Here is a 14763-nt window from a genome sequence, read left to right as displayed (position 1 = left end):
AAAAGTTAGTTAAATAAACTCTATTGGCGTATATCTACGTCCTCTTTATCCAGCCCTAAAATCCCATACTTTGTACGGGAAGCCTCTAGCCCCATCCTATTGAATTCTGACCACTGCTGGGCGGCACCACTATCAATAGGAACCAACTCAACAATTACATTTTCAAGGATTAAATTCCCGGTCTGTTCAAAATGTTCAACAATATTTTCCCGGGCATCGTATATATCCCTGATCGCTCCTTCACTTTCTACGCCGTTGTCAAATTCAATTGAAAGTACCATTCCTGTCTCCAGGTGCTTAACATCATCTCGTGGGAAGAAGGACATGATATAAGCTTCAGATTCTTCAGGCTTAATTCTCATCACCCGATCTGACCTAAATATTTGTTTGCTATTTGATTCATAAATTTCTGTTACCGTACCTTTTACCGGCGAATTAAATACCTGCACAAGCTGATCAGCAACTCCCTTCCGGAGATCATCCTGCAATTCGCTAATGCGCCGGTTCAGGCGATTCTTTTGATTGTATAATACCGTTAATTCTGTTTCCATCTCCTCAAGCCGGGTACGTTCCTCAAATAAATCCCGCTCTACCGCAGACAATTCAGTACTCGGTACTAAATCAAGCTCTACTTTCTGCCGGATCTCCGCTTGGTTTTCCTCATAAAAGTCAACTCTGCTTTCAGAAAGCTGTATTACCCGATTCTTCAGATAAATTTCATCTTCTATATCACTCCGTTCGCTTTCAAGCTCACTGATCTTTTCTCTCAGCTCAACACCTTTTTCAACCCTTTTTGTCCAATCCATTGTTGTGTAAGAAAAAAGAGAATCCCCTCTTTGTACCTCCTCACCATGCTTTTTAAAATAATTTTCTATGCTTATATCACTAGGTGCTTTAATGTCAACATTCTCCGAAACGACCACTCCTTGTCCCATTACGAAGAAAGTATTAAAGAAAACGACATATAGTATGGCAAGAAGTATTACCGCAACAAACGAAAGATAGATTATTTTATCCCAATTTTTACTCTGGGGCTGCTTTTTCTCCCGGGTGCCTCTGATGTTAGAGGGCTGACTTCCCTTTTTAAAATATTCACTTTTCATCTACTTCACCTCTAGTTCTTTTAACGCATCATAGTCGTGCAAAACAAATGTTTGAAATTTAGTTTGAGAGACTATCTCGCGTACAAAATTATTCAGTTCACGCCGATTACTAAAATCTGTTGGTCGCAATGCAATAGCCAAACGATCCATTAATATTTTTCTCTCCACTTCTGTTCTATCCAAGAGATCTTTAATATCTGTGGTTTCATATGCCATTACTACAATGGTATCGGCATACTGAACTAAATCTGAAATTATTGAATCATAAAAATGGGGTATGGAGATGCTTAACTTTAATGAGGTATCCTCCAGCGACGCCCGTACGGCTTCAAGCATATTTACATAACTGCGCAAGTACATTTCCCTGTTGGAATCCCAATCATCGAAAGTATGGGGCTCAACATCCAGATGTATACCCTCAAATTGCAACCTTTCTGCCCGATTGGCAAGTTGAAGAAATTCATTTGCCCGGTTTTCATGATTAACCAGATGGTTGTTACCAATAAGCATTTCGGCTGTAATACCCTGTCTTGAGGCTAACTGGTTAAAGGCCTTTGCCTTGCGATATAACGAGGTATCAGGTCCAACAGACAAAAAGAGATGACTAAAACCCTCTCTTTTGAGATAATGCAATAATTTTTGATTATTTATTTCTGCAAATGAAGACGACCATATATATAACTGATCTGCTTTTCTTTTCGCCTTAGGTTCATAGTTTTCAATTTGGGATCCGGAGATGAACTGTTCTATTCCTTCGTTCGGTAAATACGAGTCGATATTAACCAGCTTCAAATAAAGCTGCTGTTTGGCTTCAATAAGGTCTAAAACAGCTCCGTAGCGGTCAATCATCGCATTACTTAATTTACGGATGCTGAAATCAGGACTACCAATCTTTCTTAACGCTTGCTGGCTTTTGATCTCTTCTTCCCGCATCAAATACGTTTCATATAACTCCAGGTATCGCTGTTTCTGCTGTTGATATTCTAAAAAATGATCTGTTATCTCATCGGATATATTCCGGCGCTTTTCCTTTTGGTCTTGCACTATTCTGCGTTTCCGGGCTTCCGCTAATTTCTTTTTACTTCCCATATTTATTGGAAGCGGGAATGAAATATTAAATGTTGTAGAAAAATATTCCCGACCTCCCACGGCTTCATTTTCCGGACGATCATATAAATTATCGTATATATTGTATTGGGCCGAAACGGAAAATGAGATATCTGATAAGAAACTATAATCAAGTTTATCAAGCTTATCGTCGCTAAGCTGAATATCTTCATGAAAATTTCGCACCGAATTCAAAAACAGTTCGATATCTAAATCAGGTACTGCTAAATTCGTCACTTCCGGGGTACTTTTAGAAAGGATTTCTATACCCTCTGCTTCTACAAGTTGCTTTTCTACCGCACGGTAGGTGTCCAGTTTGTGTTCCAATTGTGCCTTTAATGAACTTAGTCTAAGTACTTCCTGCCAAGATAACAGATCCTTGTAATGTAACCGGTGGAGTAGTTCCAAATTGACTGAAACAACATCAAGATATTCATTAATATACGCTGATTTACTTTTGGTGAAGAGATACAGAATTTTTTTGTAGAGTACTTTATATTTGTCTTCTGCATTAGACTGCATTAACTGCTTCTCGGCTATTTCTTTTTCCACCTCCAGTTCTGCAGCCCTGCTTCTGTTATCCAATAATCCATTCCCGAGGATATCCCACTTCAGGCCTGTTGTGAGGCGTTTGTTATAAAAAATATCGCCTCCTGTAAATATTCCCTGTTCAATATTATTCAGATAACTCCAATTAAAGCTCAGCCCATAATCATTATAAAATCGTTGTTGCTCAGCTGATATTTCATCCAAGCGTGGATTTGAGTCATCTTTTAGTGTTTTCTCTCTTGTAGCAAATAACCTGTGTAGCTCCTTATAATAATCTGTATCTCCATCAGAAATACGCCGCGATTTTTCTGATAGTAAAGAATCTAATTCTGTTATTAATTCTTGCAGAACCCTATCCTCACGCATAGAATTCCTCTCCGATTGGCCAAATAAAGAAACAGGAATAGCAAAACACACCAACAATAAGAAATAAGGAAATAACCGTCGATTGATCATGTAATTCTTTTTACTCATTCTACATTGGAGATGCCCCGACTAAACCAGTACTTTCTGTAGACACATATTTATGATGTAAATAGTGGGATTTCGGAACTTCGTATCAACATTTTGTAATCATGCCAGCATCACTAATAACAACAATTTTTACAAAAATGTGAAAATTTTAATTCAAAATGCTTAACAAAAGTTCCATTCCTGATATGTTAAAACCGGTTTAATAAGGTCTGGAATTATAAATACTGAACCCTTAAAAGGGTCAAGAAACCTATAAGCCTTTTTTCAAGATAAGGTTTTTATCTGATTTATTTACAACCTAAATCATTGGCTTTTTTCAGGCAGGCTAGGCCCCACATAGTTCTGTACCCCGTCGGCCATAAAATGAATCGACGTTCTGGCTTACATGCTTTCACTTTAACAACCAAGGTTTACACAGAAATATATAGTCAAGCAGAAAAGCGTCTAAACCCTCCCTGTGTGATCTGTTTACATACCGAACTTGCTCCGATTAAACCAGCATATTTCCAACGTCTTCGAGATAAGACTCTGACTTGCAAACTTTTGGTAGCTCCGCCTGCATTTGCATAATAAAGTAGATTGGTTCCACCATGTACAATCCCCATCAAATCTATAATAACCCAATTATGCTGAAAGTATTGGGGAGTCTCTACAACATAGTATTGATCGCTAAATTCAACTACCATTGCATAGGTACCTCCACCCATGCATCGATCTTTAACTTCATATTCCTGGGCTTGCAACGCAGTAGGAAGAAAAATTAATATGAATAAAGCCCATTTCATAACCCATCTGATTTTGTTTTGGGTTATAATTATTATACAAAAATTTCAGCATTAAATCACCTTTAATAAATGTTTATCAAATAAACCAGATGAATAACTTAAATTGTTGCTAACTGTTAATATTTTTTCTACAAATAAATTATAAAGAAACATTAGTCTAAACCAACTGCACAATTCTACCTAAGCAGATTCTCGTTCTAATACAGAAACGAGAATATAGCTTGTGGTTTTAATATTACAGTCTGACTGTAATATTAATTTCATTAATTTGTCAATGGTAGCCTTCCCAAGTTTTTGGGAATCTGTAGAAATTGAAGTAATTGTGGGCCGAGCCTGTTGACAAATGGGAAGGTCGCCATAACCAAGTAGTGCAATATCACCGGGTATGGAATATCCATTATTTTAATGCTATCCACTATCATTCAATGCTATGGGTGTCTCGTACACTGCTAAAGGTCAAGTCTAATAATTTCCAATCGTCCTCTTGTTGTTTATAGACTTCGGTAACGGTAAACTCATTCGATACTTCACTACCTCGGACAACCGCCACCAGCGTAATACGATTCCAAAGGATGGCCGTATCGCCTACAATTTCTACCGCAACCTCATGAACATCCGTATTTTTGTACCAAATGCTTCCGCTTTCAATGATTTCAAGCTCCCGGTCCTTACTCCAGGTTCCACTCATATGGACAAATTTTGACTTGTCGTGAAAAAGAGTGGCAAGCTCATCCACGTTCTTGTCGGCCATCCATTGCCACTTTTGTTTAGAGAGATCTGTGACCTGCTGTTCCGCATCAGCATTTTGAGCGAAGGATGGCATACCCACAGCGATTAAAAACAGTCCGATAAGTAATATTTTTATACCTGTAATTAGTGATTTCATAATCATGATTATTTAAGAGTTAAATATTTATTGTTAAGTAGTTTTTGTCCCAAACAGTTATTGTATCTCAATACTTTGCAACCAATCTGTTACTTCGGCATGGACTTGGTCTCTTCGTTCTCCTTCTATCGCAAGGTATATCCCGTCTCGTTCCAAGCCGCCTTTGGTTGAAAAGGCATCCAGGATATTGCATTCAGGACATAGTTCTTCTACTTGTTGAATACTGCTTCCGAGGCCGTATCCCCCGTTGGTATTAAAGGGGATCACCGTTTTACCACTCAAATCATATTCGTTCAAAAAACTTTTCATCGGCGGCGGTAGTTGCATATCCCAAGTGGGGAATCCAAGAAAAACAGTATCGTAATCCTGAATATCCTCAATTTTGGTCTTAAGTGGGGGCAGGTAACCCGTTTCATTTTCTTTATCCACCTGTTCTACTATGGCATCATAATTTTCCGGATACGGTGTTTGCAGCTTGAGTTGGACCATTTCACCACCCACTTCTTGTTGGATTATTTCTGCTACCGCCTCGGTGTTGCCTGTACGGGATAGATATACTAATAAGATATTTTCTTTATCTATCTCGCCAGTGGCGGCATCCTGCTCTTGGGCGTTTGATGAACACGAAATAAGCCCAAAGAATGCGACCAGTAGCAAGGTGAAAGAGGGTTTATATTTCATGATTGTAAATTTGTCAATAGGTAATGAACATTGGTTGTAGCGTGTTGACGCCATGGAGCTTATCCTCCGCCCCTCTCTTCGTTGTTCTCTTTACCGGTATATACCACGCGCCAGATGCGCCCCTCTTGGGAGTCGGAGATAAAGAGGGCACCATCCGGTCCCATTGCCAGACCCATCGGGCGGTATTCCGCCGCGCTTCGGCTAGTGATGGTATCCACACCAGCGAAGCCATCGGCAAACGTTTCGTAATCATCTGCCGGAGTACCATCTTCAAAGGGGGTAAAAGTGACCTTATAGCCCTCCTGGGGCAGCGGAGCACGGTTCCAGGAGCCGTGGAAAGCAACGAAGGCACCCCCCGGTAGTGTTCAGGGAAATGCTCACCCGTGTAAAACATGAGGCCATTCGGTGCCCAGTGTCCCGGAAAAGCCGCCACTGGATCGAGAAACTCAGAGCAGCGACCTACTTCCTGGCCATCGCCACCGTATTCGGGGGAGAGCACTTTCTGCTCCTGCTGCTGGTCGTAATAGCAGTAGGGCCAGCCTGCGTTGGCGCCTTCGGTAAGACGCAGCATCTCTTCGGCTGGAAGTTCCGCATTATCCTCTGTGGTGTAGAGATCCGGCCAAAGCTGGTTGAGCTGATCACGTCCGTGCTGCATGACGTAGAGTGCGTGGTCTGACGTGTTCCAGTCGAGGCCCACGATATTGCGAATACCCGTGGCGTAACGGATACCATCCTGCTGCGTTTGACCCACAGAGTCAGCCGAAAAACGCCAGATACCTGCCTGCCGCTCCAATTGTGGACAAGGATCCAATCCCGGAGAGCCGGGCGTACGCGGTTCCTGCTGGCAATTATTCGAGGGTGCGCCCACGGCTACATAGAGGTGGCCGCTCTCGTCGAAAGTAATGGACTTGGAGGCATGCGCCCGCTGCTCGGGGAAGCCGTTAACGACAATCTCTGGCTCCCCTTCTGGAACTAGTTTCCCACCTTCGGGCATGGGCCAACGATAGACAGCCTCGGTGTTCGAGGCCCAGAGATAGCCATTGTGAATAGCCATTCCTGTCTCCCACAAAATTCCGTTGCCCATCGGAGTCATATCACTAAATCGCTCAATGATATCCGCCTGGAAGTCACCTGTGGTATCCCGCAATGCTGCAATACCTCCCTCTTCACTACGCGTTTTCACGTAGATATCGCCATTAGATGCCACGGCGATATGACGTGCACGACCAAGACTATCAACTACGAGGCTCGCACAGAATCCGTCCGGCAGTGTAATACCACCGTTGTCGGCGGCACACACAATCTCCGGGTTTGTTTCAATTGAAGACTCCTTGTCGGCTGCAGACTCGCTGCATCCGGCAATAAACAGTACCACGAGAAGAAACAGAACAGAAAACTGTTGTATGGTCTCAGTTAAATAGTTGGAGCATCCTTCACCGTAGGAAGTCAAAAAATATTTTTTAATGTTCATAATGTTAAAAACGTTTTCACATAAAAGGTTGAATTGGGATCATTGATTAATCGAGCGGAACAAAACCCAGCGTGCTCTGTGAAGTCATCGGAATCACAAGTTGATTTACTCCAGAATCATAGCAAATAGATGCCGCGCTTGGGATGTTCTCTGCAATCAGCTCGGCGGATCCATCGGGAGTAATTCGGGAAATACCTCCCTGTCTCACACTGCTTATATATTTGGTACCGTCAGGCATAATTTCTATTCCATCGCCTCCCGTCTGAACAGCTTTTTCCGTTTTTATCAGCTTCCCCTCTGGTGAAAATGTGAGGACTTCGGGATTACCAAAGTTGACCACTACAATATTTCCGTCCGGATCTATCGCAATGCCGTTCGGGACGTTAATAGGATTGCCCACGGCGAATTCAGAAATATTTCCCTCTGGAGATATTTTCCATACTTTCCAAGTTTTCGGGTCGGGATTTTGTCCCAAATCTCCGGTTTGTGTGGTGTAAATGGTACCGTCCTCTGCCACGGTAATGTCGTTAATCCACGGAGAGTCCTCGATTTGAATATCTTTGAGGGGTTTCCCAGTCTTCAAATCAAACCGGCGAATGACGGCCACCGTCGGATCATCACCATTTGTCCCACCATCGCGGTCGGCAAAATAGAGAACACCACCTGCTATTTCGCTTCCCAGCGGATCATTTAAGACAAGGGGAGGAGATAATTCACTGCGGCGGTCAGGATCCTGAACCCCAATCCATTTCGTGGTATGAACAGATCCGTCGGAATTGATGAGCGAAACCCAGGCATTGTTTTCCTGCATACGTTGAGACACCCCACGGCTTGGTACGACAATCAGGTCTCGTTCAGCATCATAAATACAACTCTCGGCATTATTAATGGCTCCAAATACGGTTACATTGGGTGAGATCGGCTGAAAATCACCATTGGATGTTAGGCCCAGAGGGTTACCAACCGGATATTTCTCCGTTTGCTGCGCCTGCCCAATGGCTGTATTGGCTAGGATTCCTACCGCTATCATGACTGTAAGAACAATCATTTTGTTGAACAAGTTACCTATAACGGGATTTCTTTTTTCCATATTAAACTCCTTATCTATTGTTTTTTAAAAATATGTATGATAATAAAATTTTAATTCCCTGTGAGTACTTCCAACTCTTCCGGATACCGAGCGCCTTGTATATCAATCTTTGACAAAGCGTCATCGATTTGATCGAGATCATCCTCGGCAAGTTTGATATCAGTGGCCGCCATATTACTTTTCAGGTGCTTCAACTTCGTGGTTCCCGGAATGGGAACAGTCCAAGGCCTTTGGGCTAGTACCCAGGCAATGGCAATCTGAGCCCGCGTTACGCTATGATCATCTGCAATTTCGCCGAGTAGTTTAACCAGATCCTGGTTGGCTTTCCGGTTTTTCTTGTTAAAACGAGGGACGATACTACGGAAATCATCATCCTTGAAAGTGGTATCCTCATCAATCTCACCGGTCAGAAAACCTTTGCCAAGCGGACTGTATTAGGCGAAGCCGATCCCAAGCTTATCGAGGGTTGGAATGAGTTCCTCCTCTGGTTTTCTCCACCACATAGAGTACTCACTTTGAACAGCCGTAATCGGCTGAACGGCATGCGCTTTCCGAATAGTTCCTACTCCCGCTTCCGACATTCCGAAGTGTTTCACTTTACCCTCTTCAATAAACTTTTTAACAGTTCCCGCAACATCTTCGATGGGAACATCTGGGTCAACCCGGTGTTGATAGAAGATGTCAATATAATCAGTCCTTAGCCGCCGGAGTGATGCTTCAGCCACTTCACGAATGCGTTCAGGCCGGCTGTCGAGTCCCTCTCCTGGTTCTCCATTTTTGAAACCAAATTTTGTTGCGATGGCCACATTACCACGGATAGGTTCCAGCGCTTCACCAACAAGCTTCTCATTTTCAAAAGGACCATAGGCTTCTGCTGTATCAAAAAGGGTAACGCCCTTATCAAAAGCAGTTCTGATCAGTTTAATCATCTCCTGCTTATCCGATGCCGAACCAAATCCAAAGCTCATGCCCATACAGCCCAATCCAACGGCTGAAACCTCTAAACCGCTTTCCCCAAGTTGCCTCCTTTGCCTAACTGTTTTCATACAAAATGAATTTATATTTAAATATCTAAACCTAAATTAACAGTAGGCTCGCCCAATCAATTACATTTACCAAACAATAGCTTACAAATTTCAAACATCCCTGAATTCCGAGGGACTCATATCAACATGCTTTTTGAAAAAATTACTAAAATGGGGGGCTTCGCTGAATCCTAATCCATAGCCAATTTCAGAAATATTCCACTGGCTACGCTTCAGCAGAATTTTTGCCTCCTGAAGTATCCGTTCATTAACATGCTGAGAAGTAGTTTTCCCGGTCGTTTCCTTTAACGCCCGGTTCAGGTGGTTCACGTGTACATTAAGTTTTTCAGCAAAATCAGAAGGCATACGAAGGTTTAAGCAACGATGGGAGTCGTCAATCGGGAATTGGCGTTCTAAAAGATCCTGAAACATCATAGAAATACGCCGCGAGGCATTAATTTCTTTGCTTCTGATATGGGATGAAGGTTCCATCTTCATAGCAAAGTGCATCAAATCAAAAATGATAGTTCGCAAAACATCATATTTGTGTTGATAGTCAGAATTCAACTCTTTAAACATGCGCTTATAAAAAGTAGCAACTTTTTTTAGCTGCTCATCGGTAAGCTCAAACACATGATTTCCACCAGGCTGAAATACTGAATATTCACTGAAGTCTGCAAATTCTTGGAAAAACTCCTTATCAAATATGCAAAACAAGCCCCCCATCACATCTTTTTTATCAATCCACTCACATGGAATAAGTGGATTAGAGAAGCTGAGTGCTTGTTTTTTCACTTCAATAACTTTATCGGCATATAAGACTTTACCTTTGCCCCTAAACAGCATGACTTTGTAATAATCTCTCTGATCGTAGGGTACGGGTGCAGGATTATCTCCCAAAAAAGGATCTAATTTAAATACATCAAAACGCTCATTCTCCATCTGCGTTTTTTCAGGAACGGAATCAATTTTTTGTTTGTACCAGTCTTGTAATTTTTTAGAATTACTCATAATATCTACTCCTGTTCAGTTTCATCTAATCTACAGGTATCACCTGATTTTACAAAAGCTTGCTATTCTCTTTTTAAACTGAATAAAGTATTTAACCCAAAACGACAAGATCCAATTCATTTTTAAAATTGTTAATAACTTAGATTATGATTTGCAGAATTCCCTAACCTTAGGAGAAGAGATGCTTACAGGCACAACATAGCGAAGGTATTGCCAATCAAATTATAGAAATCAAACAATACCTTACGAATTTCAAACAATTCTGAAACCTGATCTTTGTAGTAACCTAAATAATAATCCCCTGTTAAATAGCTTGAGCATAAGATAATTCACGTCCCTAGACATAAAACCCATAGGCAGAATAGAGAAAAATGTAGCAAGTTCAGGTACATTCGGAATTCTGTTAACAAAAGCAGGATATACTCTTTAAAATAATAAAAGCCCGGAACAGAGTTCCGGGCTTTTATTTAGTTTATCGGATGATTATAAGACGCAATTAATCATCGTCTTCATTATTATCATCTTCCTCCTCATCATTATCATCATCCTCATCTTCAAAATCATCGTCATCTACTTCGATCTCCTCTACGCCGTTCTCGAACTCGACTTCAAACTCTATCAGCTCCTGATGTTCATCCCAGTCGTACTGCGTAAGATCAAGTACAGAGCCGTCCTCTTTTACTAACCACGTTGTGGGATTGATTCGAACCGAAACAACTTGCTGTATATTGTCTTCGGTCACTTCAAGCGGTGGATTAAATTCCCGTCCGATCTCAATTTCTGCCTTTGCAAAAACTTTAAACGATTGTGTTTGACCATCCGTGGAGGTAAAAGTACCAAATAATACCATACTGGCTTCATCCGGCCAGTCAGCAAACTCGGAACGGATGGAATCGGCCAAGGCTTGGTGTTCCTCCTCTTCTCCATCGTCGTCGAAGTCTAAGTCCTCAACGTTAAACTCCAGTTCTTCGTATAAGCCCGCCTGAATCTGATTATTTGCCAGGCTCAGCACATCTTCCCCAAGTGGCAAATCAACAAAGAATGGCCGAGATTCAAATTCTTCGATTTCCTCAGAGTCATCTTCTGCATCAGCTGGCTCTAGTTCAAATTCTGAAACGATAAAACGAATGTCATCGATCTGTAGTGTCCCATTGGTCCCTTCTATCGTGAGAGAATCATGTGTGGAGGCAATGGTACCGGAAGAAGAAGTTTTAGAGGAAGAACTGCCAGAAACAGTTTTAAACTGTAGCTCCACATTCCCTTTTCCCAATTCGGTGCTGGTACTTGTTGTATCACAACTGGTAATAAAGAATGCCAGTAAAGCAAACAAAGTAGTGTAAGAAAGCAGTTTGGTAAATTTCATAGCTTATTAAAAATGCAGATGATCATTTACAGCATGAGTATGACGATTGAATCGTAAAAAAGTTACATGCTTTTAAAAACAAGTTTCCCTTAGATTAACTTTAACAGAGGAAACTTACGGATGTTTCATGTTCTCTGAATTTACAATTTGCATTCAATAAATATTAATTCAAACAATCCAAAAAACACGGATATACCGGTCGCAAAGGAAATGGTATCATTTATATCCCCCCCCTATTGAACAAGCCGCATACGAGATAGTGAACAGAGTTCAGGTATTTTCAACTAACAACGAGAATTTAAGGTTACTTTAAGCAAACCATCTTTATGTTGAAAACAGATAGTGTTAACCAAATCATTATAAAATTCAAGGTGCATACTATGAAACGTTTAATTCTTACACTCTCAATTTCACTTTTAGTAGTCGGCACTTCTTTTGCCCAACAAAAGCAAGGCGATATGAACAATAAGAAACAACAAATTCAGGAGATAATGAAAGATTCCACCATGCGAGCCATGATGATGGAACATATGGCGCAGAATCCTGAAATGCGCAAAAGAATGATGCAACACATGATGACGTCCGGGAATATGAATCACTCAACTATTAAGAACAATATGGAAAAAATGATGAATGATCCTCAGATGAAAAAACAATTACAAAAGCATATGGAAATGATGCAATCTATGATGGATGGCAGTATGGATCACTCTAAAATGAAAAACATGATGGGTGATTCATCAATGATGGAAATGCACATGATGTGTATGCAGATGATGCAGGGAAATATGATGGATCAGAGGGGCATGATGAACAAGGAATCAAAGAAAGGAAATAAACATCAACAGCATCATAATTAATGGTTTCATAATATTGACCTCAAAGAAATTAGCATCATGTTTTACGATCATCACTTTATCGGAATGCACTGGGTTTGGTGGATTATTATAACGCTGATCATATTATTAACTGTATTTAATGTTTTGCCCTACCGTTACTCTTCTTCTAAATCCAGCGAAGCCCCCTTAGATATCTTGAAGAAAAGATTTGCACGGGGAGAAATAGAAAAAGAAGAATATAAAGAACGTAAGCGCATTATTGAAGAAAATCACAACCCATAGTGGTTAATTCTGAAAGCTAAACTGCTTATGCCTAAGAGAGGAAAAAAACACACACGTAGCCGATACGATTTAATTGCGCCTCTCTATAATGTTATGGAATGGCCCATTGAACAGCTTCTTTTCAAGTCTTGGCGAAAAGAGCTCTGGGAAAAAATAACGGGACCACAAGTGCTTGAAATTGGAGTAGGAACAGGCAAAAATATCCCCTACTACCCCGAAGGGATTGAATTAACAGGAATTGACCTTTCCCCGGGCATGCTAAAACGGGCAAAAGAGCTGTTGGCAGACAGGCAGAAAAACCGTACTACCCTTAAAGAGATGGATGCCCAGCAGATGGATTTCTCCGATAATATCTTTGATGAGGTAGTAGCAACCTTCGTGTTTTGCTCGGTTCCCGATCCGATATTGGGATTAAAAGAAGCGCTGCGCGTGACCAAGCCCGGCGGTAAATTGCATCTATTAGAACACATGCGTGCTGATCACTCTGCATTAGCTTTTATAATGGATAAGCTTGATAGTCCTATCCATTTCCTGAGTGGGGTACATATTGCACGCAGAACAGTTTCAAATGTAAAAAAGGCAGGGTGGGATATAAAGAATGTCTGCGACTTAACATCCGGTGGAATTGTGAAACGGATTGACGCCAGAAAACCCCATTAACTTTTAAAATCTTCTATCAAAGGCAATTCAACTACAAATGTACTCCCCTTCCCTTCGCCGTCGCTATATGCCCGAATTTTACCATTATATAACTCGACAATCGCCTTTACCAAAGGTAATCCTAATCCACTACCGGGACTTTCCTGCACATCCTGTTTATTAGCACGGTAAAAACGCTCGAATAGATGTTTTTTTGTAACTTCATCAAATCCAATACCTGTATCAATAAGATACAGTACCGCCTTGCCACTAGATCGTTGAAGCTGTATCTCTATAGCTCCATCTTTGGGGGTATATTTCAATGCATTTCCCAACAGATTATTGATAACCTCCTTAATATAAGCTTCATGCGCCCGGACTTGCAGGTCAGGTTTAATCTGTGTTTGAATATTTATATTCTTAGCTTGAGCGTTTTCCTGATACCCATCCACCACCACTTTCGTGATACGACTTATATTAATGATGTTCGGCTCAGAACGATGCACTGATTCCACTCTTGACAATTGAAGCAGTAAGTGTACCATCTCGCTCATGCGGCAGGTTTCCGTCAACATTCGTTGGATGGTTTCTCGATATTCCTCCTTTGAACGAGGTTTACGGAGCATGATTTCAGCATCACTGCGCATCGATGAAAGTGGTGTCATCAGTTCGTGGGCCGCATCGGAGGTGAAACGCTTCTCCCGCTCAAAACCTTTTTGAAGACGATTGAGCATCATATTAAAAGTCTCAGCCAGATCGGTAAGCTCATCCCTCACCTGAAAGTTTACCGGAATACGTTTATCCAAGTCTGTGGCTGTTATTGATTTGGCACCATCAATGATTGAAGAAACCGGGGACAAGGCACGCCGCGACAGCCAGTATCCTCCAAGAATCGAAAAAGCAACACTTATGGCAATCAAAACCAATAAATACTGCCTGAATCGACTCAACTCTTCATGTAACGTCCATTCAAATCCGGTCACCTCAAGCCAGCCGCAAAGCTGACCAGCATCATCCATAATCGGATAGAACAGCGTTCGTGCCGGCAGTTCCTGCCACTGGCTGCTAAAAGAATATTCCTCGGGCCTTTCAGGAATATTTGTATCCAATGGCTGTTTTACATCCGCGAAGTTGGAGCTTTTATAAATGAGGTGCTCCACCTGGCTGTACAATCGAACGTAGGTCCCATATTCCACGCCGCTTTTAAGTGCTGCATTCCTGCTGTATCCTGTAAGATTAATGGAAAGGGAATCTCCGCTGGTATTGATATGCGGAAGCAGCTGCTCAGCCTCGAATCGCAGATGACGATCATAGTTATGATGGATCGACTGATGAAAGGATTCATATAGAAAATAGCCGAAAACACTTAGCATTATAAATAAACTCAATCCATACCAAAATGCTAGCTTTTTAGAAATCGAAAGCCGATCAAAAAAGCTTGTTAAGCTACTCATAATC

Annotated in this window: 14 protein-coding genes and 1 pseudogene; 3 read left to right on the top strand and 12 right to left on the bottom strand. The window is 41.4% G+C overall.

Translation table 11 applies throughout. The annotated features are described in order from the left end of the window. Positions 1-20: 20 nt before the first annotated feature. From ABEB05_RS01030 to ABEB05_RS00985, 11 genes and pseudogenes are all read right to left on the bottom strand, one after another. Positions 21-1103 (bottom strand): putative HlyD family type I secretion protein, encoded by a 1083-nt coding sequence (locus ABEB05_RS01030; RefSeq protein WP_265786709.1) that lies wholly within the window; start codon positions 1101-1103, stop codon positions 21-23. Beyond that, complete coding sequence (locus tag ABEB05_RS01025) at positions 1104-3125, bottom strand: glycoside hydrolase family 18 protein (protein WP_265786707.1); 2022 nt, start codon at positions 3123-3125, stop codon at positions 1104-1106. Positions 3126-3661: 536 nt separating this feature from the next. Beyond that, positions 3662-4018 (bottom strand): hypothetical protein, encoded by a 357-nt coding sequence (locus ABEB05_RS01020; RefSeq protein WP_265786706.1) that lies wholly within the window; start codon positions 4016-4018, stop codon positions 3662-3664. A 180-nt stretch (positions 4019-4198) separates the two neighbouring features. Next, positions 4199-4405, bottom strand: coding sequence for a substrate-binding domain-containing protein (locus ABEB05_RS17080; protein WP_350356646.1), 207 nt, complete (start codon positions 4403-4405; stop codon positions 4199-4201). 31 nt (positions 4406-4436) lie between these two features. Next, positions 4437-4904: a nuclear transport factor 2 family protein gene (locus ABEB05_RS01015; protein WP_265786704.1), complete on the bottom strand. Its 468-nt coding sequence runs from the start codon at positions 4902-4904 to the stop codon at positions 4437-4439. Between the two features lie 57 nt (positions 4905-4961). Beyond that, a complete protein-coding gene (locus ABEB05_RS01010; protein WP_265786702.1) occupies positions 4962-5585 on the bottom strand; it encodes a flavodoxin family protein in 624 nt (207 codons plus the stop codon). Positions 5586-5598: 13 nt separating this feature from the next. Continuing rightward, positions 5599-7056: a PQQ-dependent sugar dehydrogenase gene (locus tag ABEB05_RS01005; RefSeq protein ID WP_265786700.1), complete on the bottom strand. Its 1458-nt coding sequence runs from the start codon at positions 7054-7056 to the stop codon at positions 5599-5601. Positions 7057-7102: 46 nt separating this feature from the next. Beyond that, positions 7103-8146: an SMP-30/gluconolactonase/LRE family protein gene (locus ABEB05_RS01000; RefSeq protein ID WP_265786698.1), complete on the bottom strand. Its 1044-nt coding sequence runs from the start codon at positions 8144-8146 to the stop codon at positions 7103-7105. Between the two features lie 50 nt (positions 8147-8196). Then, positions 8197-9192 (bottom strand): annotated as a pseudogene (locus ABEB05_RS00995) (aldo/keto reductase). Positions 9193-9282: 90 nt separating this feature from the next. Then, positions 9283-10182, bottom strand: a complete 900-nt coding sequence (locus ABEB05_RS00990; RefSeq protein ID WP_265786696.1) for a helix-turn-helix domain-containing protein — start codon at positions 10180-10182, stop codon at positions 9283-9285. Between the two features lie 496 nt (positions 10183-10678). Continuing rightward, positions 10679-11545 carry a hypothetical protein gene (locus tag ABEB05_RS00985; protein ID WP_265786694.1) on the bottom strand — a complete coding sequence of 289 codons (867 nt, stop codon included), beginning with the start codon at positions 11543-11545 and terminating at the stop codon, positions 10679-10681. 380 nt (positions 11546-11925) lie between these two features. Here ABEB05_RS00985 and ABEB05_RS00980 point away from each other — a divergent pair, with 380 nt between their 5' ends. From ABEB05_RS00980 to ABEB05_RS00970, 3 genes are read left to right on the top strand one after another with little or no spacing between them, the layout of a single operon-like run. After that, positions 11926-12405 carry a hypothetical protein gene (locus ABEB05_RS00980; RefSeq protein WP_265786692.1) on the top strand — a complete coding sequence of 160 codons (480 nt, stop codon included), beginning with the start codon at positions 11926-11928 and terminating at the stop codon, positions 12403-12405. Positions 12406-12441: 36 nt separating this feature from the next. Next, positions 12442-12666: an SHOCT domain-containing protein gene (locus tag ABEB05_RS00975; protein ID WP_265786690.1), complete on the top strand. Its 225-nt coding sequence runs from the start codon at positions 12442-12444 to the stop codon at positions 12664-12666. A 27-nt stretch (positions 12667-12693) separates the two neighbouring features. Next, positions 12694-13326, top strand: coding sequence for a class I SAM-dependent methyltransferase (locus ABEB05_RS00970; protein ID WP_265786688.1), 633 nt, complete (start codon positions 12694-12696; stop codon positions 13324-13326). On the opposite strand, the gene ABEB05_RS00965 is transcribed toward ABEB05_RS00970, so the two are convergent. After that, a complete protein-coding gene (locus ABEB05_RS00965) occupies positions 13323-14759 on the bottom strand; it encodes a sensor histidine kinase (RefSeq protein WP_265786686.1) in 1437 nt (478 codons plus the stop codon). The genes ABEB05_RS00970 and ABEB05_RS00965 overlap by 4 nt on opposite strands. Positions 14760-14763 lie beyond the last annotated feature (4 nt).

Origin of the sequence: Fodinibius salicampi (assembly GCF_039545095.1) — a bacterium.
GTDB lineage: Bacteria > Bacteroidota > Rhodothermia > Balneolales > Balneolaceae > Fodinibius > Fodinibius salicampi.
The sequence above is the reverse complement of the archived record's forward strand: the minus strand, read 5'-3'. Positions and strand labels throughout refer to the sequence as shown.

Coding starts and splice junctions, on each gene's coding strand:
- ABEB05_RS01030 (WP_265786709.1), bottom strand. CDS start 1,103: ATGAAAAGTGAATATTTTAAAAAGGGAAGTCAGCCCTCTAACATCAGA.
- ABEB05_RS01025 (WP_265786707.1), bottom strand. CDS start 3,125: ATGCGTGAGGATAGGGTTCTGCAAGAATTAATAACAGAATTAGATTCT.
- ABEB05_RS01020 (WP_265786706.1), bottom strand. CDS start 4,018: ATGAAATGGGCTTTATTCATATTAATTTTTCTTCCTACTGCGTTGCAA.
- ABEB05_RS01015 (WP_265786704.1), bottom strand. CDS start 4,904: ATGAAATCACTAATTACAGGTATAAAAATATTACTTATCGGACTGTTT.
- ABEB05_RS01010 (WP_265786702.1), bottom strand. CDS start 5,585: ATGAAATATAAACCCTCTTTCACCTTGCTACTGGTCGCATTCTTTGGG.
- ABEB05_RS01005 (WP_265786700.1), bottom strand. CDS start 7,056: ATGAACATTAAAAAATATTTTTTGACTTCCTACGGTGAAGGATGCTCC.
- ABEB05_RS01000 (WP_265786698.1), bottom strand. CDS start 8,146: ATGGAAAAAAGAAATCCCGTTATAGGTAACTTGTTCAACAAAATGATT.
- ABEB05_RS00990 (WP_265786696.1), bottom strand. CDS start 10,182: ATGAGTAATTCTAAAAAATTACAAGACTGGTACAAACAAAAAATTGAT.
- ABEB05_RS00985 (WP_265786694.1), bottom strand. CDS start 11,545: ATGAAATTTACCAAACTGCTTTCTTACACTACTTTGTTTGCTTTACTG.
- ABEB05_RS00980 (WP_265786692.1), top strand. CDS start 11,926: ATGAAACGTTTAATTCTTACACTCTCAATTTCACTTTTAGTAGTCGGC.
- ABEB05_RS00975 (WP_265786690.1), top strand. CDS start 12,442: ATGTTTTACGATCATCACTTTATCGGAATGCACTGGGTTTGGTGGATT.
- ABEB05_RS00970 (WP_265786688.1), top strand. CDS start 12,694: ATGCCTAAGAGAGGAAAAAAACACACACGTAGCCGATACGATTTAATT.
- ABEB05_RS00965 (WP_265786686.1), bottom strand. CDS start 14,759: ATGAGTAGCTTAACAAGCTTTTTTGATCGGCTTTCGATTTCTAAAAAG.